The sequence below is a fragment of the uncultured Microbacterium sp. genome (genome assembly GCF_963528945.1).
GTDB lineage: Bacteria > Actinomycetota > Actinomycetes > Actinomycetales > Microbacteriaceae > Microbacterium.
Genome location: NZ_CAURWX010000001.1, coordinates 369,193 through 391,742, shown reverse-complemented (window position 1 = coordinate 391,742; position 22,550 = coordinate 369,193). Strand labels below are relative to the sequence as shown.

At 70.7% G+C, this 22,550-nt stretch carries 22 protein-coding genes; 15 read left to right on the top strand and 7 right to left on the bottom strand.

Features of this window, described 5'->3' with window-relative positions:
* Nucleotides 1-12 precede the first annotated feature (12 nt).
* A complete protein-coding gene (locus tag RWS82_RS01700; RefSeq protein ID WP_314646225.1) occupies nucleotides 13-1,014 on the bottom strand; it encodes an SIS domain-containing protein in 1,002 nt (333 codons plus the stop codon).
* Between the two features lie 263 nt (nucleotides 1,015-1,277).
* Between RWS82_RS01700 and RWS82_RS01695 the strand changes: the two genes are divergently transcribed.
* From RWS82_RS01695 to RWS82_RS01650, 10 genes are all read left to right on the top strand, one after another.
* Nucleotides 1,278-2,600, top strand: a complete 1,323-nt coding sequence (locus RWS82_RS01695) for an extracellular solute-binding protein (protein ID WP_314646224.1) — start codon at nucleotides 1,278-1,280, stop codon at nucleotides 2,598-2,600.
* The gene (locus RWS82_RS01690; protein WP_314646222.1) at nucleotides 2,569-3,579 is read left to right on the top strand and encodes a sugar ABC transporter permease; all 1,011 of its coding nucleotides are present in this window, start codon (nucleotides 2,569-2,571) and stop codon (nucleotides 3,577-3,579) included. Before RWS82_RS01695 ends, RWS82_RS01690 begins: the two co-directional genes overlap by 32 nt.
* On the top strand, nucleotides 3,579-4,412 hold the full coding sequence (locus RWS82_RS01685; RefSeq protein ID WP_314646220.1) for a carbohydrate ABC transporter permease: 834 nt from the start codon (nucleotides 3,579-3,581) through the stop codon (nucleotides 4,410-4,412). Before RWS82_RS01690 ends, RWS82_RS01685 begins: the two co-directional genes overlap by 1 nt.
* A complete protein-coding gene (locus RWS82_RS01680; RefSeq protein ID WP_314646217.1) occupies nucleotides 4,409-5,263 on the top strand; it encodes a TIM barrel protein in 855 nt (284 codons plus the stop codon). The genes RWS82_RS01685 and RWS82_RS01680 overlap by 4 nt, the downstream gene beginning before the upstream one ends.
* Before the next feature lie 233 nt (nucleotides 5,264-5,496).
* The gene (gene ribD, locus RWS82_RS01675) at nucleotides 5,497-6,528 is read left to right on the top strand and encodes a bifunctional diaminohydroxyphosphoribosylaminopyrimidine deaminase/5-amino-6-(5-phosphoribosylamino)uracil reductase RibD (RefSeq protein WP_314646215.1); all 1,032 of its coding nucleotides are present in this window, start codon (nucleotides 5,497-5,499) and stop codon (nucleotides 6,526-6,528) included.
* On the top strand, nucleotides 6,528-7,157 hold the full coding sequence (locus RWS82_RS01670; RefSeq protein ID WP_314646214.1) for a riboflavin synthase: 630 nt from the start codon (nucleotides 6,528-6,530) through the stop codon (nucleotides 7,155-7,157). Before ribD ends, RWS82_RS01670 begins: the two co-directional genes overlap by 1 nt.
* Nucleotides 7,154-8,419 (top strand): GTP cyclohydrolase II, encoded by a 1,266-nt coding sequence (gene ribA, locus RWS82_RS01665; RefSeq protein ID WP_314646211.1) that lies wholly within the window; start codon nucleotides 7,154-7,156, stop codon nucleotides 8,417-8,419. The genes RWS82_RS01670 and ribA overlap by 4 nt, the downstream gene beginning before the upstream one ends.
* Complete coding sequence (gene ribH, locus RWS82_RS01660; RefSeq protein ID WP_314646210.1) at nucleotides 8,416-8,889, top strand: 6,7-dimethyl-8-ribityllumazine synthase; 474 nt, start codon at nucleotides 8,416-8,418, stop codon at nucleotides 8,887-8,889. The genes ribA and ribH overlap by 4 nt, the downstream gene beginning before the upstream one ends.
* Nucleotides 8,890-8,943: 54 nt before the next feature.
* The gene (locus tag RWS82_RS01655) at nucleotides 8,944-9,297 is read left to right on the top strand and encodes a Fe-S protein (protein ID WP_314646208.1); all 354 of its coding nucleotides are present in this window, start codon (nucleotides 8,944-8,946) and stop codon (nucleotides 9,295-9,297) included.
* 121 nt (nucleotides 9,298-9,418) lie between these two features.
* A complete protein-coding gene (locus RWS82_RS01650) occupies nucleotides 9,419-10,879 on the top strand; it encodes an MFS transporter (RefSeq protein ID WP_314646205.1) in 1,461 nt (486 codons plus the stop codon).
* Between the two features lie 111 nt (nucleotides 10,880-10,990).
* On the opposite strand, the gene RWS82_RS01645 is transcribed toward RWS82_RS01650, so the two are convergent.
* Nucleotides 10,991-12,022, bottom strand: a complete 1,032-nt coding sequence (locus RWS82_RS01645; RefSeq protein ID WP_314646202.1) for an LD-carboxypeptidase — start codon at nucleotides 12,020-12,022, stop codon at nucleotides 10,991-10,993.
* A 91-nt stretch (nucleotides 12,023-12,113) separates the two neighbouring features.
* Between RWS82_RS01645 and RWS82_RS01640 the strand changes: the two genes are divergently transcribed.
* On the top strand, nucleotides 12,114-12,320 hold the full coding sequence (locus RWS82_RS01640; protein WP_314646200.1) for an AsnC family protein: 207 nt from the start codon (nucleotides 12,114-12,116) through the stop codon (nucleotides 12,318-12,320).
* A gap of 67 nt (nucleotides 12,321-12,387) precedes the next feature.
* Nucleotides 12,388-14,289, top strand: a complete 1,902-nt coding sequence (locus RWS82_RS01635; RefSeq protein ID WP_314646199.1) for an ABC transporter ATP-binding protein — start codon at nucleotides 12,388-12,390, stop codon at nucleotides 14,287-14,289.
* A gap of 171 nt (nucleotides 14,290-14,460) precedes the next feature.
* Here the strand turns inward: RWS82_RS01635 and RWS82_RS01630 are convergent, their stop codons facing one another.
* Complete coding sequence (locus RWS82_RS01630) at nucleotides 14,461-16,323, bottom strand: phosphoenolpyruvate carboxykinase (GTP) (protein ID WP_400190049.1); 1,863 nt, start codon at nucleotides 16,321-16,323, stop codon at nucleotides 14,461-14,463.
* A 108-nt stretch (nucleotides 16,324-16,431) separates the two neighbouring features.
* Here RWS82_RS01630 and RWS82_RS01625 point away from each other — a divergent pair, with 108 nt between their 5' ends.
* Nucleotides 16,432-17,874 carry a helix-turn-helix domain-containing protein gene (locus RWS82_RS01625; RefSeq protein ID WP_314646197.1) on the top strand — a complete coding sequence of 481 codons (1,443 nt, stop codon included), beginning with the start codon at nucleotides 16,432-16,434 and terminating at the stop codon, nucleotides 17,872-17,874.
* Between the two features lie 37 nt (nucleotides 17,875-17,911).
* On the opposite strand, the gene murQ is transcribed toward RWS82_RS01625, so the two are convergent.
* Complete coding sequence (gene murQ / locus RWS82_RS01620) at nucleotides 17,912-18,847, bottom strand: N-acetylmuramic acid 6-phosphate etherase (protein ID WP_314646196.1); 936 nt, start codon at nucleotides 18,845-18,847, stop codon at nucleotides 17,912-17,914.
* Entirely contained in the window at nucleotides 18,837-19,751 is a 915-nt protein-coding gene (locus tag RWS82_RS01615; protein ID WP_314646193.1) for a BadF/BadG/BcrA/BcrD ATPase family protein, read from the bottom strand. The genes murQ and RWS82_RS01615 overlap by 11 nt, the downstream gene beginning before the upstream one ends.
* A 64-nt stretch (nucleotides 19,752-19,815) precedes the next feature.
* Here RWS82_RS01615 and RWS82_RS01610 point away from each other — a divergent pair, with 64 nt between their 5' ends.
* Nucleotides 19,816-20,676 carry a MurR/RpiR family transcriptional regulator gene (locus RWS82_RS01610; protein WP_314646191.1) on the top strand — a complete coding sequence of 287 codons (861 nt, stop codon included), beginning with the start codon at nucleotides 19,816-19,818 and terminating at the stop codon, nucleotides 20,674-20,676.
* Between the two features lie 32 nt (nucleotides 20,677-20,708).
* A complete protein-coding gene (locus tag RWS82_RS01605; protein WP_314646189.1) occupies nucleotides 20,709-21,359 on the top strand; it encodes an HAD-IA family hydrolase in 651 nt (216 codons plus the stop codon).
* Nucleotides 21,360-21,370: 11 nt separating this feature from the next.
* Here the strand turns inward: RWS82_RS01605 and RWS82_RS01600 are convergent, their stop codons facing one another.
* Both RWS82_RS01600 and RWS82_RS01595 read right to left on the bottom strand, forming a co-directional pair.
* Complete coding sequence (locus tag RWS82_RS01600; RefSeq protein WP_314646187.1) at nucleotides 21,371-21,985, bottom strand: TetR/AcrR family transcriptional regulator; 615 nt, start codon at nucleotides 21,983-21,985, stop codon at nucleotides 21,371-21,373.
* Nucleotides 21,986-22,015: 30 nt separating this feature from the next.
* Entirely contained in the window at nucleotides 22,016-22,450 is a 435-nt protein-coding gene (locus RWS82_RS01595) for an Lrp/AsnC family transcriptional regulator (RefSeq protein WP_314646185.1), read from the bottom strand.
* Nucleotides 22,451-22,550: the final 100 nt, after the last annotated feature.

Below are 22,550 nucleotides of genomic sequence, written 5' to 3'. Positions count from 1 at the left end.
ATCCTTCTCGTCTCAGTAGTCCATGACGCGGTAGTAGCGGCGCAGGTCGAGCGAGTGGTCACGCACGCGCTCGAGGTGCTTGCTCACCCGTCCCATCACCGTGTCGAGCACGATGGGCGCGATGAGCGCGCGGTTCTCGGCGCTGAAGCCCTCCAGCGCGTACTCGCGCGTGTCGAAGACCGACACGTCTTCGGAGATGCGCTCGGCGAAAGCCTGTGCACGGTCGGTGAGCGGGCGCGTGCGGTCCTCGCCCTGGAAGATGATCACCGCCGTGTCCTTCTCGAGCAGCTCGAGCGAGCCGTGGAAGAACTCGGCGCTGTGCACACGGGTCGTACGCAGCCACTGCATCTCCTCGAGGATGCACATCGAGTACAGGTATGTGAACGACCAGAGCGGTCCGGCGCCGATCAGGAAGTAGTAGTCGGTGTCCTTGTGCGCGTCGGCGAACGCCGCGGCCAGGGGCTCGGCCTGCTCGGCGGCGGCGACGAGCGCGTCGGGGAGGTGCACGAGCTCGTCGGCGAGGGAGGCGTAGCCGTCGAACTCGCCGCGCTTCTCCAGCAGCCGTCCGATCAGCAGCAGCAGCTGCATGTCGAACGGCCAGGTCTTCGGCTCGGAGGTCAGCGAGTGGTGAGCGCCGGTCGCGATGGGCGAGTCGGCGTGGCCGGTGAACGAGATCGTCGTGGCGCCGGCCGCGGTGACGTACTCCATCGCCCGGATCACGTCTTCCGTCGTGCCCGTCACCGAGGTGAACACGGCGGCGGTGCGCTCGCCCAGGAGGGCGTCGCCGGCGACGACGAGTTCGGCGGCGATCGCCGAGCGCACCGGGAGGGTGGAGCGTTCGCGCGCCATCAGCTCGTAGGGCCACATCTGGCTGTACGTGCCCCCGGCTCCGACCAGGAGCACGTTGTCGATCCCCTTCGCGAGCAGCTGATCGACCAGCTCCTCGATCTGCGGTCGCAACGCCACCGCGCTCGCGATCTGCGTGCGGAAGGCGTCCTCATCGAACTTGAGCATCATCGATCCTTTCGTGCGGGCGTCGTTGCACCCACGGAATGTGGTACCGGTATCAGGTAGGCGACATGCTGACACATCTCGGGAGGCCGGGTCAACCACCGCCAAATCGGGCCCCGGGACGAAGCGCGAAGATTTTCTGGGCAGCTACTGGTACCGGTACCAGCTTTTCGCTACACTCGCTCGACAAGGCACGCACCGACATTCCAACGGCGGATCGGTGTCCGCGGCACCGCGGACCGCACCGCCCTGCAGAGAGGCAGACCATGCGCACCACACGCCCCCTCCCGATCGCCGCCGCCGCGGTCGCAGCATCCGCCGTGCTGCTCGCGGGCTGCGCCGGAGGTTCCCCCGCCCCGGCGGCGGACATCACCGCCGACCCCGTCTACGAGGGCAAGCTGTCGATCCTCACGAAGTTCGGCGGAGAGCCGCTCCAGGCCTACTTCGAAGAGCTCGCCGCCGCCTACGAGGAAGAGCACCCCGACGTCGAGGTCGAGCTCATCCAGGAGACCGACCAGTCCGTGAAGGACAAGACCAAGACCCTCACCGCCTCGGGTGCCCTCCCCGACATCTACTTCACGTGGACTGGCGACTGGGCGCAGAACTTCATCGACGGCGGACTCGCGGCCGACCTGAGCGAGGTGATCGCGCCCGGCACCGAGTGGGGCGACCGCTTCGGCGAGGCCTCGCTCTCGGCGTTCCAGAGCGACGGTAAGTACTACGGCATCCCGCTCTACAACAACGGCAAGTTCATGGGCTACAGCAAGAGCGCCTTCGCGGCCGCGGGCATCGAGGTGCCCACCACCTTCGACGAACTCATCTCGTCGTGCGAGCCCCTCCGGGCCGCAGGGTACGAGCCCATCGCCTTCGGCAACAAGGACGGATGGCCGGCACTGCACTACCTGCAGCAGCTGTTCGCGTACAACGTGCCCGCCGACGTCCTGAAGGCCGACTTCGACCCCGAGACCGCCGAGTGGACCGACCCGGGATACGTCGAGTCGCTCGAACAGCTGCAGACCCTCGTGAACGACTGCACCGACACCGGCAACGGCACCAACGGCGTGCTCTACACCACGGCGCAGGAGGCCCTGGCCGGCGGCCGCGCGGCGATGTACTACCAGGAGGTGCTCGAGTTCGACACCGTGACCGTCGAGGGAGCGACGCTGACGACCGACGACTTCGGCATCTTCCCGCTGCCCGTGCCCGACGGCGCCGCCGGCGACCCCGACGCCATCGAAGGCGCCCCGGAGGGCTACCTGATCAACGCGCGCTCGCCCCAGGCGGCCCTCGCGGTCGACTTCATGAAGTTCGCCACCGAACCCGCGCACGCAGAGATGCTCTCGGCCCTCCCCTACGGGCAGCCCAGCGCGGTCGTCGGCGCGGTCACCGAGCAGACGTCGAGCCGTGCGGTGTTCGAGGGCATCACCCAGGTGAACGAGGCGTCGCAGCTCGTCGGCTGGCTCGACACCGTCACCGCGCCCGAGGTCGCCGACGCATGGCTCGCCGGAGGCGAGGCCGTCATCAGCGGCAGCACCAGCCCCGAGGAAGTGCTCGAGAGTGTCCGAGCAGCGAACGACTCCGCTCGCTGAGGCACCGTCGGGGGCGGGCCTGCGCCTGCCCCCGACGGTCACCGAGGCCATCATCGCGCCGGGACGCGGCCGCCGCCCGGCCGGCCGCGTCGTGCGCGGGCGCGCCGCGCGCCTCGCATCGCTTGCCTGGGTGGTGCCCGCCGTCGTCGTGCTCGGCGTGTTCGTCTACCTGCCGCTCGTGCAGAACCTCGCGTTCTCGACGCAGGAATGGGACATCTACTCTGGCACCTCCGAGTTCGTCGGCCTGGACAACTACGAGAAGCTCTTCGGCGACCCGGTGTTCTGGTCGGCGCTGGGGAACAACCTGCTCTACGCTGCCCTCTCGATCGTCTTCCAGGTGTGCGGCGCCCTCGTGCTCGCGGCCATGATCGAGAGTCTCCGCAGCACCCGCTGGCGGAAGGCGCTCCGCGCCATCTACTTCGTGCCGTCGGCGATCTCGCTCACGGTCGCGGGCCTGCTGTTCTACTTCATCTACGAGCCGAACCTCGGCATGCTCAACCATCTGCTGTCGGCGATCGGACTGGATGCCCTCGTGCAGCCGTGGCTCGGTCAGGAGTCGACGGCCATGGTTGCGATCATCGCGATGAGCCAATGGCAGGGCTTCGGCTACTCGACACTGCTGTTCGCCGTGGCCATCCAGCGCGTGCCCGGCGAGCTGTACGAGGCCGCAGCGCTCGACGGCATCGGCCCGGTCCGCCGGTTCTTCCACGTCACGGTGCCGCTCGTGCGCGAGATGACGGGGCTCATGATCATCGTCACCGTCTCCGGCGCCTTCCAGGTCTTCAACGAGGTCATGGTCATGACGAGCGGCGGCCCGAACAACTCGACCCAGGTGCTGTCGACGTGGCTGTACCGCAGCGGGTTCGTGCGCAACGACTTCGGGTACGCCGCCGCGATCGCCACCGTCATCTTCGTGGTGACGCTCGTGATCGCCGTCGCACAGCTCTGGTACACCCGACGCAAGAAGGTGGAGTTCTGATGAGTCGCACCGGGTTCCTCGCGGTCATCGGCCGCGTCTTCCTCTGGTCGTTCCTGCTTGCCCTCGTGGTGGTGGTCGCTTATCCGCTGCTGTGGATGGTCATGAACGGCTTCAAGACCAACGCCGAGCTGTTCGGCAACCCCTTCGCGCTGCCGCTGCAGCTCGACTGGGAGAACTACGCCGACGCCTGGAACCGCGGCGTCAGCGACTACCTCATGGCGAGCGTGCTGGTGACGGTCACGTCGACGATCGCGACGGTGTTCATCAGCGCCTGGGCGGCTTTCGGCCTCACCCGGGTACGGATGCCGTTCGGTCGCACGGCATCGTTCGTGATCCTCGGGGGGCTCATGCTCGCCCCGGCGGTCGCGCTGGTGCCGCTCGTGCGCATGTTCCAGGCGATGGGGCTGTACAACACGTTCTGGGCGCTGCTGATCCTCTACACGGCCTTCCGCATCCCGTTCACGACCTTCCTCATCCGCGCGTACATGGTCGATCTCCCGCGCGAGGTCGACGAGGCCGCCGAGATGGACGGCGCGAGCCGATGGACGACGTTCTGGCGCATCACCCTGCCCATGTGCAAGCCGATCATCATCTCCACCGTCATCCTGCACGTACTCTTCGCCTGGAATGAGTACCTCTTCGCGATGGTCTTCACCAGCGGCACCGGCGTGCAGACGCTGCCCGTCGGGCTCACCAGCCTGATGAGCAAGCACGGCACCGACTATCCGGTCGTGTTCGCCGGGATGGTGATGGCCGCGCTGCCTGTGATCGTGCTGTTCTTCGCCAGCCAGCGGTACTTCATCAAGGGCCTGTCGGAGGGGATCGGCAAGTGACGACGCCGCTGATCGACCGGGTGTGCGGGTCGAACTTCTCGTACCAGCACCATGCGCTCGACCGGTGCCTCGACGATATGGCCGAACTCGGGCGCACGAGCGTCGAGCTGTGGGGTGTCGCCCCGCACGCGCACGTGCCGCGGATGAGCGATGCGGATGCCCGGAGCATCCGCGTCGCGGCGGCGGCCCGGGGTCTCGACGTCGCGTGCTTCACCCCCGAGCAGGTGGCGTACCCCGTGAACATCGCGGCCGCCGACCACGACCTGCGTCGGCAGAGCATCGACATGTTCCGCCGGGCGGCCGAGGTGGCCGTCGAGCTCGGCGCGCCACTGCTGTTCCTCACCTCCGGACGGGGCCGGGAGGATGAACCGCGGGAGGCGGCCTGGCGACGGTCGGCGGATGCCCTCGGCGAGATCACCGCGTACGCCGCATCGCTCGGACTCGCCTCCGTGCTCGAGCCCCTGCAGCGGGTGGAGTCGAACCTGGTCACGCGTGCGGCCGACGCCGCTCGGATGCTCGACGAGGTGTCGGCGGCGAACCTCGGCGTCGCCCTCGACACGGTGGCCGCCGCCGCCGCGGGCGACACGATCGACGACTACTTCGCGCACCTCGGCGAGCGCGTGACGCACGTGCACCTCATCGACGGCTCCCCCACCGGGCATCTGGCGTGGGGCGACGGCGACCTGCCCCTGAGCGGGATCGTGGCCTCGCTCGACGCGCACGGGTACGCGGGCCTCGCCACCGTCGAGCTGTTCGGCGACGGGCACTACGCCCTCGATCCCCGCCCGCCGCTGGAACGCTCGCTGCGGGCGATCGCTGCGGCGAGCGCGCCCGCCCCCGACGCGGAATGAAATCCGGCCGGACGCGTTGACTACACTCAGAACATCAACGTGCTCCGGGGTCGGTGGGAATCCGAACCGGCGGTGACAGTCCGCGAGCGCCGAGGGAGACCTCGGTGCCGATCCGGTGGAATTCCGGGACCGACGGTGATGCGGGAGAGATCCCGCTAGTCCGGAAGGGAGGCAGCACGGTACGCGTCCGCGCGCGCCTTCCCGCACCCCGGAGCCTCACAGGAGGACGACGGATGCCAGTGAACGAGACCGAGCGGCGGGCGATGCGCCGCGCGCTCGACCTCGCCGGACGAGGACCCCGGGGCGTGAACCCGCAGGTGGGCGCCGTCATCCTCTCCCCTGCGGGCGAGGTGATCGCCGAGGGCTGGCACCACGGGGCCGGCACCCCGCACGCCGAGGTCGACGCCCTGTCGAAGCTCTCCCCCGACGCGGCGCGAGGCGCCACCGCCGTGGTCACCCTCGAACCCTGCAACCACACCGGCCGCACCGGCCCGTGCGCCGTGGCGCTCATCGAGGCCGGCGTCGCCCGCGTGGTCTACGCCCTCGACGACCCGGGCGCGGTGTCGGGTGGCGGCGCCGATCGCCTGCGCGCGGCCGGTGTCGAGGTCGAGGCCGGCGAGCAGGCCGCGGCCGCGCACGAGCTCATCGCGGGGTGGCTCACCGCCCAGCGCCTCGGTCGCCCGCACGTCACGGTGAAGTGGGCGCAGAGCCTCGACGGCCGCGCGGCGGCCGACGACGGGTCGAGCCAGTGGATCACCGGCCCCGATGCCCGCGCCGACGTGCACCGTCGCCGCGCTGAAAGCGACGCCATCGTCGTGGGCACCGGCACCGTGCTCGCCGACGACCCCGCCCTCACCGCCCGCAATGGCGAGGCGCTCCACCCTCGCCAGCCCGTGCCGGTGGTGATCGGGGCGACCGAGACCCCCGCGAACGCGGCGGTGCGACGGCATCCGCATCCTCCGTTGTTCTACGACACGCACGACCTCCCCGCGGTGCTCGCCGACCTGCACTCCCGCGGCATCCAGCGCGTGTTCGTCGAAGGCGGCCCCACGCTCGCGAGCGCGTTCATCGCGGCGAGCCTCGCCGACCGCGTGCTCGCCTACATCGCCCCCGTGCTGCTCGGCGGCCGCCGCCTCGCCCTCGGCGACATCGGCGTCGGCACCATCGCCGACGCCCGCCGCCTGACGGTCGACGAGTGGCTGCCGCTCGGCACCGACCTGCTCGCGATCGCACACCCCTCCGCCCCCACCGAAGGAGCCGACTGATGTTCACCGGAATCATCGAGGAGATCGGCGAGATCACCGCCATCGCGCCCGCGGGCGACGGGTGGCGTCTCACCGTGCGCGCGCCGAAGGCCGCCGCCGATGCCGCGCACGGCGAGTCGATCGCCGTATCGGGCGTGTGCCTCACCGTGGTGGGCTCCACCCCCGACACCTTCGACGCCGACGTGATGAAGCAGACGCTCGACGTCGCCGCGCTCGGCACCGCGACGGTGGGCACCCGCGTCAACATCGAGAAGGCGATGCCGGTCGGTGCACGGCTCGGCGGCCACATCGTGCAGGGCCACGTCGACGGCGTCGGCGAGGTGCGCGAGGTGCGCCCCGGCGCCCAGTGGAGCGTGCTGCGCATCTCCCTGCCCTCCGATCTCGCGCCCCTCGTCGTCGACAAGGGGTCGATCTCGGTCGACGGCACGTCGCTGACGGTGAGCGCGGTGAGCGACCCCGCAGACGCCGCCCCGTGGTTCGAGGTGTCGCTCATCCCCGAGACCCTCGCCGCCACGACCCTCGGCGCACGCGCGGTCGGCGACCGCGTGAACCTCGAGACCGACATTCTCGCCCGGCACGTCGAGCGCCTGCTCGCCTTCCGGGCCGCACCGGAAGGAGGCTCGCGATGAGCCTTTCCACGATCGCCGACGCCCTCGACGCCCTGCGCGCCGGCCGCCCCGTGCTCGTCGCCGACGACGAGAACCGCGAGAACGAGGGCGACGTCATCCTCTCAGCCGAGCTCGCCACGCCCGAATGGGTGGCGTGGACCGTGCGGTGGTCGTCCGGCTTCATCTGCGCGCCCATGCCCGCCGACCTCGCCGACGGCCTCAACCTCCCGCCGATGGTGGCGGCCAACGAAGACGCCCGCTCGACCGCGTACACCGTGAGCGTCGACGCCGCCGACGGAGTCACGACCGGCATCAGCGCGCACGACCGTGCACGCACCCTCAACGTGCTGGCCGACCCCTCGTCGACACCCACGAGCATCATCCGCCCGGGGCATGTGCTGCCGCTGCGCGCGGTCGACGGCGGAGTGCGCGAGCGCAACGGACACACCGAGGCCGCCGTCGACCTGATGCGCCTCGCCGGTCTGCAGCCCGTCGGCGCGATCGCCGAGGTCGTCGCCGAAGACGGCAGCATGATGCGCATGCCCGGCCTGCTCGAGCTGGGAGCGCGCGACGGGGTGCCCGTCATCACCATCGAACAGCTCATCGCCCACCTGAACGAGGTCGATCCGCGGGGCGAGGCCGGTCCGGTGCGCAACCGTCGCGTGAGCCTCCGCGCCGACGCCACGGTGCCCACATCTCACGGCACCTTCCGTTTCCTCGCGTACAAGGACCGCGTCTCGGGCACCGACCACATCGCGGTCGTCTCGGGAGAGCCCGGCGAGACCGCGTTGGTGCGCGTGCACTCCGAGTGCCTCACGGGCGAGGCCTTCGGGTCGCTCAAGTGCGAGTGCGGCCCGCAGCTCGACGCCGCGCTCGAGGCGATCGAGAAGGACGGCGGCATCGTCATCTACATGCGCGGGCACGAGGGTCGCGGCATCGGGCTCATCAACAAGCTGCGGGCCTACAGCCTGCAGGAGGAGGGCCTCGACACCGTCGACGCCAACCTCGCGCTGGGTCTGCCCGCCGACGCCCGCGAGTATGCGGCGGCGGCCGGCATCCTGTCGGATCTGGGCGTGTCGAAGGTGCGTCTGCTGACCAACAACATCGACAAGGTGAATCAGCTGCGTGCGCTCGGCCTCGACGTCGTCGAGCAGGTGCCGCTGATCGTCGGCGTCGGCCCCAACAACCACCAGTATCTCGAGACCAAGCGTGACCGCATGGGTCACATCATCGGCGAGGACGAGCTGAAAGCCGCCCTCGCAGAAGGAAAGGACGGCGCATGAGCGGCGCAGGAGCACCGAAGACCGGGAACATCGACGGCCGGGGTCTGGACGTCGTCATCGTCGCCGGAACCTGGCACGACACCATCACCGACGGCCTGATCGCCGGCGCCGTGCGTGTGCTCGATGAGGCGCACGCGTCGCACCGCCTGGTGCGCGTGCCCGGGTCGTTCGAGCTCGCCGTCGCCGCCCAGGCGGCCTTCGCGGGCGGAGCGGACGCCGTGGTCGCTCTCGGCGTGATCATCCGCGGGGGCACCCCGCACTTCGAGTACGTCTCGGCCGCGACGACCGACGGCCTCACCCGGGTGTCGCTCGACGCCGGCAAACCCGTCGGGTTCGGCGTGCTCACCCTCGACGACGAGCAGCAGGGCCTCGACCGCGCGGGGCTCGCGGGCTCGAAGGAGGACAAGGGAGCGGAGGCGGCGGATGCGGCGCTGCGCACGGCCCGCGTGATCGCCGACCTGCGCGGCTGAGGCGAGCCTTTCCTCACTGGCGACCGTGCCGCGCCGACTCGTAGCGTGAGGGTCATGGAGACCCTGCGCCACGTCGTCGTGTTCGTCCACCTGATCGGCTTCGCCGTGCTCTTCGGCGCGTGGGCCGTGCAGGCCTTCGGCGGGAAGCGCGAGTTCACGCGCCTGATGACGCTCGGCATGACGATCGCCGCGATCGCCGGGCTGGCGCTGGCCGCCCCGTGGGGCGTCTCGTACGAGCTGAACTACGTCAAGATCGGCGTGAAGCTCGTGATCCTGCTGGTGATCGGCGCACTGCTCGGCATCGGCGGGGCGCGCCAGAAGCGCGGAGCATCCGTTCCCGCCGTCATGTTCTGGCTCGTCGGGCTGCTCACCGCCGCGAACGCGGCGATCGCCGTCCTCTGGCGCTGACCGCCGGTCACGTCGGTTGCTCCGCGTCGACTCGCGGGTAATACGCGTCCAGGGAACTCTCAGGAAGGCGTAGACTCCCGCGGGTGCCCTGGTATACCAGGGCGGCTATCGAAGGAGCCCCATGAGTACCACCACAGCGCCGGCGAATCCGCGCTCGCGTGTCATCACCGCGAGCCTGGTCGGCACGACCATCGAGTTCTACGACTTCTACGCATACGCCACGGCGGCCGTGCTCGTGTTCCCGATCCTGTTCTTCCCGACGGGCAACGACACCACCTCGCTCCTCGCCTCGTTCGGCGTGTTCGGGGCGGCGATGGTCGCCCGCCCCATCGGCGCGATCGTCTTCGGCCACTTCGGCGACAAGTACGGCCGCAAGGCGACCCTCGTCGCGTCGCTGCTGACGATGGGCATCGCGACGTTCCTCATCGGCGTGCTGCCGACCTACCAGCAGATCAACTGGTGGGCCGCCCTGCTGCTGCTCGTGATGCGCCTCGCCCAGGGCTTCGCGCTCGGCGGCGAATGGTCGGGCGCCGCGCTCGTGGCGACCGAGAACGCCCCGAAGGGCAAGCGGGCCTGGTACGGCACCTTCCCGCAGCTCGGCGCTCCCCTCGGCTTCATCATCGCCAACTTCCTCTTCCTCAGCATCAACTGGCTGCTCCCCCACCCCGAGAACCCCGCCCAGCGCTCCGAGGCGTTCCTCGAGTGGGGCTGGCGCATCCCGTTCCTCTTCTCCGCCGTCATGGTCATCATCGGCCTGTGGGTGCGACTCAAGCTCGTCGAGTCCGACACCTTCAAGAAGGCCGAGAAGACCGGCGCGATCCGCAAGCTGCCGCTGGGCACCGTCTTCCGTCACCACTGGAAGCAGCTCATCCTCGGCACGTTCATCATGCTGGCCACGTACGTGCTGTTCTACCTGATGACGAACTTCACGCTCACCTACGGCACCAAGCCGGCGTCGCTCGAGACGGCGTCCGCCGCCGCTCAGGCCGCCGCGGAGGCCGCGGGCAAGGACTTCGACGCCTCGGCGTTCGCCGCCCAGTTCTACCCGGGCCTCGGCTTCGGCTACACCGACTTCGTGCTCATGCAGATCATCGGCGTCGTCTTCTTCGGCATCTTCACGCTGCTGTCGGGCCCGATCGCCGACGCCATCGGCCGCCGCAAGCTGCTGATGTGGGTGACCGGCCTCATCATCGTGTTCGGCCTGTCGTTCAACCTCTTCCTGCTGCCGACGCTCGACCCCAAGTTCAGCGGCGCACTGACGCAGGCCTTCCTCGTGTTCGGGTTCATGCTCATGGGTGCGACGTTCGGCCCGATGGGCGCACTGCTGCCTGAGCTGTTCCCGACGAACGTGCGCTACACGGGGTCGGCGATCTCGTACAACGTCTCGTCGATCCTGGGCGCGGCGGTCGCACCGCTCATCGCGGTGTGGCTGTGGCAGCTCGGCGGCGGTCAGCCGTGGCTGGTCGGTCTCTACCTCTCGGCGATGGGAGTGCTGACCTTCATCGCGTTGGCCCTCTCACCCGAGACGAAGGACCACGACTACGAGTCCGACCTCGGCGTGGCCGCGGCTCCCCAGCCCTGACCCGCCTCCCCCGCACAACAGTCGCTCCCGTCGCACTTTCTGTCGCTGCCTGCCCCGGCAGGCGACAGAAAGTGCGACGGGAGCGTTCGTGTGTGGGGGGGAAAGGGGGAATCAGTAGGCGGCGAGGACGCGGCGGGCGGGGGCGTCGAGAGTCATCGAGCCGCCGTACGGGACGATCCACTGCGGACGCGTGTGCCCGAACGGCGGACCCACGACCACGACCGCATCCGGGTTGTAACGGGCCACCTGCTCGATCACGACGTTGCGCTGCGCGTCGCGGAGGGCCTGCGCCTCAGACGGCGACGGATGCACTTCGAAATCACTCACCGGCGGCCGCGCGACCACGACGCCCGCCACGGCCGAGAGGATGCCGCGCTCGCCCAGGCCCCGCATCCAGCGCTTCACCCCACTCGCCGACGGCCGCTCCTCACTCGTCTCGATGAGCAGGATCGCGCCCTGCAGGTCGGCGACGGACGGCATCCGGTCGGCGAGCGCCAGCTGGTCGAGCACCTCCAGGCATCCGCCCCAGGTGCGGCCGGCGACGACCTTCTGCGGTCCGGCCCAGCTCCATGGACCGACCGGCGAACGATCACCGTACTCCGACAGGGCGCGCGGGTCGTCCCATCGGCGGCCGACGTCTTCCGACTCCCCCGGCTCGGTGATCTCGAGCGTCGCCCGGTCGAGCAGTGCGGCGCGCAGCGAGCGCAGGTGCACGTCGTCGACCGCCGGGCCCGGCCCGAGGTGCACGGCGGTCGATCCGCCGTAGTACCCGGGGATGCCGAGGCTCCACAGCCAGTTGAGGATGTTCGTGTTGTCGCTGTAGCCGAGGAACGGCTTGGGGTCGGCGAGCGCGAGGGCCGGGTCGAGGTGCGGCACCACGAGCACCTGGTCGTCGCCGCCGATGGTCGCCACGATGGCGCGGATGCCCGGATCCGCGAAGGCCGCGTTCACGTCGGCCGCACGATCCTCGGGCGAGGCGTCGAGGCGGCGCGTGGTCGGGAACTCCACGGGCACCAGTCCGATGAGGTCGGCGAGGCGCCGGAGCGCCTGCTCGTGCAGCGCGGGCGCGACGGCCGGGGCGGCGAACGCGGGCGAGAGCACGGCGACGCGGTCGCCGGGGCGGAGCGGAGGGGTCGACAGCATCCTCCCAGTCTGTCGCAGGAGCACGCGCGTCAATACGCATTGACTTCTCGACGCTTCGTCATCTAATGTTGACGATCGAGAGGAGAACGCCATGAGCATCCGCACCGCCATCGCCACCGACCCCGAGGGTGAGCCGATCGCCGAACTGCACCGACTGACCGGGCTGCGCCGCGAGCTCGCGCGGGCCGAAGAGGCGCAGGTGCGCCGCGCGCGCCTCGCCGGATACTCGTGGCAGGCGATCGCCGGCGCCCTCGGAGTCTCGAAGCAGGCCGCGCACCGGCGCTTCGGGCGCACCTGAACGATCTCCGACCCCCTCCGCACGAAGTACGGTCGTAGTACCCCTTTTCTCCAGAACGAGGTCTCTCATGTCTCGGACGGCGACCGAACGCCGACGCGGACGCGGCGCGCAGCACGACGGCCCGCGCGCCACCTTCCGCCAGCTGCTGCCCTTCCTCTTCGAGCACAAGCGCACCCTCGTGGTCGTCGCCGTGCTCAGCGTCTTCGGCGCCGCGACCTCGCTCGTGCAGCCGCTGCTGGTGGGCCAGGTCATCGAGGCGGTGCAGTCGGGCGGCACCCTGGGCATCCTGGTGTGGCTGCTGATCGGCTTCGTGATCGTGTCGTCGGTGATCTCCGGCTTCCAGCACTACCTCCTGCAGCGCACGGGAACGGCCGTGGTGCTCTCCAGTCGACGCAAGCTCATCGCGCGCATCCTGCACCTGCCGACCTCGGAGTTCGACGCGCGTCGCACCGGCGACCTCGTGTCGCGTGTGGGCACCGACACGACGCTGCTCTACGCCGTGCTCACCCAGGGCCTCGCCGATGCGGTCGGCAGCGCGGTGCTGTTCGTCGGCGCCCTCATCGCGATGCTCGTGATCGACCCGGTACTGCTCTTGCTGATCGCGGTCGTGATCGGTGTCTCGGTGGTGGTCGTGGTGGCCCTCAGCGGACGCATCCGCACGGCGTCGACCGCGCAGCAGCAGAAGGTCGGCGAGCTCGCCTCCGGCGTCGAGCGCGCCGTGGGTTCGATCCGCACGATCCGTGCGTCGGGTGCCGCAGAGCGCGAGACCGCCGCGGTGTCGCAGACCGCCGACGAGGCGTACGGCATCGGCGTGCGCATCGCGAAGATCTCGTCGCTCGTGGTGCCCGTCGCCGGAATCGCGCTGCAGCTGTCGTTGATCGTGGTGCTCGGAGTCGGCGGGTTCCGGGTGGCCGCAGGGGCGCTGTCGATCGCCTCGCTGATCGCCTTCATCATGTTCCTCTTCCTGCTCGTGATGCCGCTCGCGACGACCTTCGGAGCCATCACCTCGGTGAACCAGGCGCTCGGCGCGCTCGGCCGCATCCAGGAGGTGCTCGATCTGCCGACCGAGACCCAGGACGACGCCCGCATCGCCGCCGACCTCCCCCGCACCGTCGCCGACCCCGACGCCGCGGCGCTGGAGTTCCGCGACGTTCACTTCCGCTACCCCGACAACGTCGTGGCGGCACGCGAGGCGGCTGCGCGCGCGGCGCGCGAGCTGCTCAAGGACGCACACCTCGAACGGCCGGAGACAGCCGGAGGCGGCGCCGCGACGGACGGTCCGACCTCAGCCGAGGTGCTGCGCGGGGTGTCGTTCACCGTGCCGCACGGCGCGCGCGTCGCGCTCGTCGGCCCCAGCGGGGCGGGCAAGAGCACGATCCTCGCGCTCGTCGAGCGTTTCTACGACCCCACCGGCGGATCCATCCGCGTGAACGGCCACGACGCCCGCACCTACCCGCGCGACGACCTGCGCGCCCACTTCGGCTACGTCGAGCAGGATGCCCCGACCCTCGCCGGCACCCTCGCCGACAACCTGCGCCTCGCCTCGCCCTCGGCATCCGATGCGGACTGCGAGCGCGTACTGCGGGCGGTCAACCTGGGTGACGTGCTCGAACGCTCCCCTCTCGGACTGCAGGCGCCGGTGGGCGAAGACGGCGTGATGCTCTCGGGCGGCGAGCGTCAGCGACTCGCGATCGCCCGTGCCCTGCTCACCGATGCGCCCATCCTGCTGCTCGACGAGTCGACGTCGTCGCTCGACGGCGTCAACGAGCAGCGCATGCGCGAGGCGATCGATGCCGTGTCGACCGATCGCACGCTCATCGTGATCGCGCACCGCCTCTCGACCGTGGTCGACAGCGACCTGATCATCGTGCTGCAGGACGGCGAGGTCGTCGGCCAGGGCACGCACGCCGAGCTCGTCGAGTCGACGCCGCTGTATCGCGACCTCGCGCGTCACCAGCTGCTCGCCTGACACCGGCTTCGTCGACCGAGGGACCGCGACGGCGGGATGCCGGAGACCACTCAGCCATGGGTTCGTCTCCGACATCCCGCCGTCGCGGGTGGGGGCCCGCAGGCCCGAGACGACGACTCCCCCGAATCGACGTCTGGTCTGGTGCCGCGCGCGACCGCGCGGCACGCGTGCTCAGTGCCGCGCGAGCCGGTAGCGCAGCGAGGCGAGCTCGGTGCGCAGGGCCGCGGGCAGCCGCTCGCCGAAGGTGTCGTAGAACTCCTCCGTGAGATCGGCCTCGGTGGCCCAGGCCGCCGGGTCGACCGAGAACAGCTCGTCGAGGTCGGCCGGGGCGATGTCGAGGCCGTCGAGGTCGAGGTCGTCAACGCGCGGAAGGCGGCCGATGGGGCTGTCGACCGCGGGCACCTCGCCGGCCACCCGGCGGATGATCCAGTCGATGACGCGGGCGTTCTCGCCGAATCCGGGCCAGAGGAAACGTCCGTCGTCGCCCCGGCGGAACCAGTTGACCTGGAAGATGCGCGGGGCGCGATCGAAGCGCAGCCCGCGCCCGACCTTCAGCCAGTGCGCGAAGTAGTCGGCCATGTTGTAGCCGCAGAACGGCAGCATGGCGAACGGGTCGCGGCGCAGCTCGCCCACCGTGCCCTCGGCGGCCGCGGTGCGCTCGGACGAGATGTTCGAACCGAGGAACACGCCGTGGGTCCAGTCGGTCGCCTCGACGACGAGCGGGACGTTCGTGGCGCGGCGACCGCCGAACAGGATGACGTCGAGCGGTACCGCCTCCTCCCAGTCCTCGGCGATCTGCGGGCACTGCGCGGCCGACACGGTGAAGCGCGAGTTGGGGTGCGCCGCCGGACGACCGGAGTCGGGCGTCCACGCATTGCCCTCCCAGTCGATCAGCTCGGCGGGCGCCTCGCCGGTGAGGCCCTCCCACCACACGTCGCCGTCGGGACGCAGCGCGACATTCGTGAAGATCGTGTTGCCCCACAGCGTCTCGACGGCGGTGACGTTGGTCGACTCGCCCGTGCCGGGTGCGACGCCGAAGAACCCGGCCTCGGGGTTGATCGCCCATAGGCGTCCGTCGTCGCCGGGGCGGATCCAGGCGATGTCGTCGCCGAGCGTCTCGACGCGCCAGCCCGGGATGCTCGGACGCATCATCGCGAGGTTCGTCTTGCCGCACGCCGACGGGAACGCCGCCGCCACGTGGAAGGTGCGTCCCTGCGGATCGATGACGCGGATGAGCAGCATGTGCTCGGCGAGCCAGCCCTCGTCGCGGGCGATCACGGAGGCGATGCGCAGCGCGAAGCACTTCTTGGCGAGGATGGCGTTCCCGCCGTAGCCCGACCCGTACGAGAAGACCTCGAGCGTGTCGGGGAAGTGCACGATGTACTTCTCGTCGTTGCACGGCCACTCGACATCGGGCTGCCCCGGGGAGAGCGGCGCTCCGACCGAGTGCACCGTGCGCACCCAGTCGGCGCCCTCGGCGATGCGTCGCGTGACGGCGTCACCCACCCGGGTCATGATCCCGATCGACGCCACCGCGTACGCGCTATCGGTGATCTGCACGCCGATGTGCGAGAGCGGGCCGCCGACGGCGCCCATCGAGAACGGCACGACGTACATGGTGCGGCCGCGCATCGAGCCGGCGAAGACCTCGCTCATCTTCTCGCGCATCTCGGCGGGCGGCGCCCAGTTGTTCGTGGGGCCGGCGTCGTCTTCGCGCTCGGAGGCGATGAAGGTGCGCCCCTCCGTGCGCGCCACGTCGGCGGGGTGGGAGCGGGCGAGGTACGACCCCGGACGCCACTCGGGGTTGAGTCGGATGAGCTTGCCCTCGTCGACGAGACCGCGCAGCAGGCGATCGTTCTCGGCGCGCGAACCGTCGACCCAGTGCACCGCGTCGGGCTGGGTGAGACGAGCCACCTCGTCGACCCAGGCCACGAGCTCGGCCATCGCGGGGGTGTCGTACTGCGGTACGGCCCCGAACTCACGGACGGGGGCGACGGGGGCGGTGCGCGGGGTGAAGACGTCGGCGATGGCCATCTCTGCTCCTTGAATCGGGGGCGGTGAGACCATCCTCCGTGCGGATCAGCCCGAATTTCTCTCGAAATACGTCATAAGAATTGCGTTTCTTTCGGCTATCCTCAAGGAATGACGTCATCCGGCATCCATCTCGCCACTCTCGGGCACCGCATCCGTCATCGCCGCCAGGCGCAGGGGCTCACCCTCGACGAACTGGGCGCCCTGGTCGGGGTGGCCGGCTCCCAGCTCAGCCTCATCGAGAACGGCAAGCGGGAGCCGAAGTTGTCCCTGCTGCAGGCGATCGCCCAGGCGACGGGCACCGAGGTCACCGACCTCATCTCGGACGAACCGCCGAACCGCCGGGCCGCCCTCGAGATCGAGCTCGATCGCGCCCAGGCCAGCCCCGTCTTCCGCCAGCTCGGCATCCCGCCCGTGCGCGTGACCAAGGGGACGAGCGACGAGACGATCGAATCGATCCTCGGGCTGCATCGGGAACTGCAGCGTCGGGAGCGCGAGGCGATCGCGACGCCCGAGGAGGCGCGTCGCGCGAACACCGAGCTGCGCCTGCGCATGCGGGCGCAGAACAACTACCTGCCGGAGATCGAGAAGCTCGCCGAGAAGCAGTTGCGTGCGGCCGGCCACGTGCAGGGCGCACTCAGCCACCGCACGGTGAGCATCATGGCCGAGAAGCTCGGCTTCGAACTCATCTACGTCAACGACCTGCCGCACTCGACGCGCTCGGTCACCGACCTCGAGAACGGGCGCATCTACCTGCCGCCGGCTTCGATCCCCGGCGGTCACGGCCTGCGCTCGATGGCACTGCAGGCGATGGCGCATCGGCTGCTCGGCCACACGCCGCCCACCGACTACGCCGACTTCCTGCAGCAGCGGCTCGAGATCAACTACTTCGGCGCCTGCTGCCTCATGCCCGAGACGGCGTCGGTCGCCTTCCTGCAGCAGGCGAAGAAGGATCGCAACCTCGCCGTGGAGGACTTCCGCGACGCCTTCGGAGTGACGCACGAGGCCGCCGGCATGCGCATGACCAACCTGCTCACCCAGCACATGGGCATGCCCCTGCACTTCCTGCGGGTCGACTCCGACGGCGCGATCATGCGCGTGTACGAGAACGACGACCTGCCGCTGCCGATGGACGTGACCGGATCGGTCGAGGGTCAGCGGGTGTGCCGCAAGTTCCAGGCGCGTGCCGCCTTCGGTCAGCAGAACCGCACGGTGGAGCACCACCAGTACACCGACACCCCGTCGGGGACGTTCTGGTGCTCCACGCAGACCGGCTCGTCGGCCGACGGCGAGTTCTCGATCACCGTGGGTGTGCCCTTCGACGACGCGCGCTGGTGGCGCGGCCGCGAGACGACCGACCGCGCGGTGTCGACCTGCCCGGACGAATCGTGCTGCCGTCGCCCCTCCACCGAGCTCGCCGAGCGCTGGAACGGCAAGTCGTGGCCGAGCGCCCGCGTGCACACCTACATGTTCTCGCCGCTCCCCCGGGGCGCGTTCCCCGGGGTCGACGACAACGAGGTCTACGAGTTCCTCGGGCGGCACGCGGCCGAGTAGGCCCGCCGGGCCCTCGGCCGGCCGGGCCCGCCGGACCTCAGCTCAGCGCGGTGATGGCATCGCGCAGGATGCCGTCGTTCGACTTCAGCGCCGTCGCCGCTGCGGCCGCATCCGCGCCGGTGGCGAGCATCAGCACGGCGAGCTTGACCGAACCGTCGGCCGCGGCGAGCACGCGGCCCGCCTCGTCCGTTCCGACACCGGCCAGCTGCGAGACCGTGCGCACCGACCGGGCGTGCAGCTTCTCGTTCGTGGCGAGCAGATCGACCATGACGCCGCGGTACGTCTTCCCGAGCTTGATCATCGACAGCGTCGTGAGCATGTTGACGACGAGCTTCTGCGCGGTACCGGACTTCAGGCGGGTCGAGCCCGAGATGAACTCCGGCCCCGTGACGACCTCGATCGCGATGTCGACGGCACTGCCGATGGCGGAGCGCGGGTTCGACGCGATCGCCACCGTGAGCGCCCCGATGCTGCGCGCATAGGCGAGTCCGCCCAGCACGTACGGGGTGCGTCCGGAGGCGGAGATGCCGACGACCGTGTCGGACTCGTTGAGTCCGAGCTCGCCGAGGGAGGTCGGCGCCGCATCGGCGTCGTCTTCGGCGTTCTCGACGGCCGAGCGGATGGCCGTCTCGCCGCCTGCGATGATGCCGACCACGAGCGACGGGTCGGTGCCGAATGTCGGCGGGCACTCGCTGGCGTCGAGCACGCCGATGCGCCCTGCGGTGCCGGCACCGATGTAGATGAGGCGCCCGCCGCGGCGGAACCGCTCGGTGATGCCGTCGACGGCCGCGGCGATCGACGGCGCCTGGGCGGCGACGGCACCGGCGACGCGTGCGTCCTCGGCGTTCATGCGAGCCACCAGCTCGGGCGTGGACAGCAGATCGAGGTCGCCTCGTTCGGTGGTGGCCGCCTCGGTGTCGAGCTTCGACAGCTCCTCGATCAGGGTGGTCAGTCGGGTGTCGTCATTCGGCACGGTGCACGAACCTTTCGTGAGGGAGATCGCGACGGGATGCGAGCAGCAGGGCCCCGTCGATGGCGTCGCCGACGCGCGGACGCGTCCGGCGTCCGGCGGCGGAGAGCGCGTCGGTCAGCCGGGTGCGGAACCAGGCGTGGTCGGTGAGGCCGCCGTGGAGCACCACGTCGGGGGCGGATGCCGAGGCGGCGAGCGCCGTGGCCGTCAGAAGTCGCACGGCGTCGTCGGCGATCGCGACGGACGCCTCGTCGCCCTGCGCGGCGGCGTCGAGGGCGAGGGGGGCGAGGGTGGCGAGCCGACGCGCGAGGGCGTCGCCCTGCGAGAGCCAGGGGATGACGTCGGATGCCTCTCCCACCGGCGCCACGATGGCGTCGGTGAGCACGGTGGCCGGGCCGAGCCCGTCGGCGGCGCGCAGCACGGCGCGCAGCACCTCGCGACCCAGCCACGATCCGCTGCCGAGGTCTCCGAGCTCGGGCCCCCAGCCGTCGACGAGGCGCACGCCGTCGTCGTCGGTGCCGAGCGCGGCCGCGCCGGTGCCCGCGATGAGCAGCACTCCGGGGGCGCCATCGAGCGCCCCGGCGTGGGCGGTGACCACATCGGAGGCGACGACGGCGGGCATGCCGAGGCGACGCGCGAGGAGGTCGGCGAGCCGCTGAGCGGCGGCGGGGGCGGCCCACGCCCCCGCCGCGCCGACACCGATGCCCGTGACCCCCGCAGCCTCGGCGGGTGGCACCTCGGCGAGCACGTTCTCGATGGCGGAGAGCGCCGCGTCGACCCCGCCTGCGGCGGCGAGCCCCGGCGCGCCTGTACCCTCATGTGCAGGCTGCCGCGCGGGATCCGCGACGACGAGCCGGCACCGCGTCTTGCCGAGGTCGACGGCGAAGCGGCGCGGGGAGTCGGTCATAAAAATAGTCTACGACTATGCCCGGCTACATGAAAGAATTGTTCATCTTGAGAGAGGCCTCCGCATGAGCATCCAGACGACGATCGCCGCGTCGGTCGACACGCTGCCGCCGTCGCTCGCGCGCATCGCTCGCGCGGTCGCCGACACCCCCACCCAGGTCATCGACAGCACCATCACCGAGCTGGCCGCGTCATGCGAGACCTCGGTGGCCTCGGTGGTGCGGTTCTGCCGAGCGATCGGGGTGGCCGGATACGCCGAACTGCGGCGGGCCCTCGCCGCCGAACTCGGACGCGAGTCGGTGAACTTCGGCGCCCACAGCGGCTTCGGCGCCGAGATCGCCGCCGACGACTCCCTGCGCGACGCGGCCGGCAAGCTCGCCGCCCTCGAACGGCTCGCCATCGAGGAGACCGTGGAGCGCCTCGACTTCGACGCGCTCGCGGCCTCGGCCGAGGCGATCGAGACGGCCGGGCGCATCCTGCTCTTCGGCATCGGGGCGAGCCGCCTCGCCGCCTCCGATCTGGGGCACAAGCTCCTCCGCATCGGGCACAACGCGATCGCCCTCGACGACGCCCACGAGGCCGCCGCCGCCGCATCGCTCCGCGTCTCCCCCACCGTCGCGATCGGATTCTCGCACTCCGGCACCACCCCCGAAGCCGTGCACTTCCTCCGGGCGGCGCGCGAGAGCGGCGCGACCACGATCGGCATCACGGGAGCAGCCACCTCACCGCTCGCCCGCGCCGCCGACCATGCCCTCCTCACGCACGCGCGCGAGTCGCGGTTCCGTGCCGGAGCCATGGTGAGCCGCATCGCGCAGCTCGCCCTCGTCGACTGCCTCTTCATCGGCGCCGCCCAACTGCGCCGCGACGTCGCGGTCGACGCCCTCGAGCGCAGCGCCGCCGCCACGCGGGCGTTGCGCGGCGAGTGACGCCGCGGTCCGCCCGCGGATAGCCTGGACCGGTGACCCAGACCCTCAACGCCCGCGCCGTCCTGCTCGACATGGACGGCACCCTGGTCGACTCCACCGCCGTGGTCGAACGGCTGTGGCTCGCCTGGGCCGCCCCGCACGACCTCGATCGCGACACGGTGCTGCAGACGATCCACGGGCGCCAGGGCCACCAGAGCATGTCGATCCTGCTGCCCGAGCGCGACCACGACATCAACCTCCGCGAGAACGCCCAGATGCTGGCGAACGAGAGTGCCGACGTCGACGGCGTGGTCGAGATCCAGGGCGCGGCCGGCCTGCTCGCCGCCCTCGCGCCCCACCCGCATGCGATCGTGACGTCGGCCGACGTCACCCTCATGACGGCACGCATGAAGGCGGCCGGCCTCACGGTGCCCGCGCTCGCCATCACCGCCGAGAGCGTGTCGGCGTCGAAGCCCGACCCGGAGGGGTTCCTGCGCGCGGCATCGGAACTCGGAGTCGCACCCGGCGACTGCGTCGTCTTCGAGGACTCCGCCGCCGGCATCCAGGCCGCGAAGGCCGCCGGCATGCGCGTGGTCGGCGTCGGCCCGCACGCCCCCGCCCACCAGCCCGACGTCCACGTCGACGACCTGTCCGCCGTGACGGTCGCCGCCGGCGACGACGGTTTCACCCTGACGTTCGGCTGAGTCGGCGGGCGTCAGCGCAGCCGCAGGCCGTCGAGGGCGACCGTGAGCACGTCGCGCGCGAGCGCCTCCGCGTCCTCCGCGCCTCCCGGCCGGTACCACTCGACCACCGAGTTCACCATGCCGAACAGCAGACGCGTGGCGACCGACGCATCGACGTCTGCACGGACCGAGCCCTGCTCCTGCCCTTCCCGCACGAGGGCCGTCACGGCCTGGTCGAACGCGCGTCGACGGTCGAGCGCGCGCCGCTCGACCTCGCTGTTGCCGCGCACGCGCAGCAGCAGCGTCACCGCCGGCAGCTGGGCCACGAGCACCGCGACCGCGCCGCGCAGCACCGTCGCCAGTCGCTCGGCGGGCGGCGCGGTCTGCGCGCTCACCAGCACGCCCTCGAGACCGTCGAGCGCCTCGCCGACCGCCGTCTCGAGGATCTGCTCCTTCGACGAGAAGTGGTGGTAGATCGCGGCCTTCGAGAGTCCGAGACGGGCGGCGAGCGCCGCGACCGAGGTGGCGTCGTACCCCGCGTCGTTGAACACCGTCACCGCGGCGTCGAGCAGCGAGCGGCGGTCGTACCCCGGCCGTCCGCGCCGCGTCGCCTCGGCGACCCCGGCCCGATCGGATGCTGCGCCCATCGCCCCAGTCTGGCACGGGGCCGTCGCTCGCTACCGTTCGGCGTCTTCGAAGATGAGCGTCGTGCGGGTCGAGCGGATCGACGGGATGGCCTGGATGTCTTCGAGCACGATGCGCCGCAGATCGCGGGCGTCCCGCGCGCGGACGAGCAGGATGACGTCGAAGTCGCCGCCGACGAGCGCCATGTGCTCGACCTCGCGGATCGCTCGCAACCGCTCCTGCACCGCCTGCCAGCTCGCCTGCTCGATGGCCAGCATCACATAGGCGCTCGCATGATGCCCGAGCGCGGCAGGATCGGTGCGCACCGTGAACCCGGTGATCACCCCGGCATCGGTGAGGCGTCGGATGCGCGCATGCGCGCCCGCGCGCGAGATGTGCACGGCATCCGCGATCGCGGTCATCGACACCCGCGCGTCACGGCGCAGCTCGTCGAGGATGGCGTGGTCGATGTCGTCGAGCATCGTCATGGCACTCCTTCGTCCCGCCTCCGATCCTGACACTTCGGGCACCGCACGGGCAAGAAAGCATCAAACGTCCACCTTCCGGGTCGGATGCTTGGACGAGTGC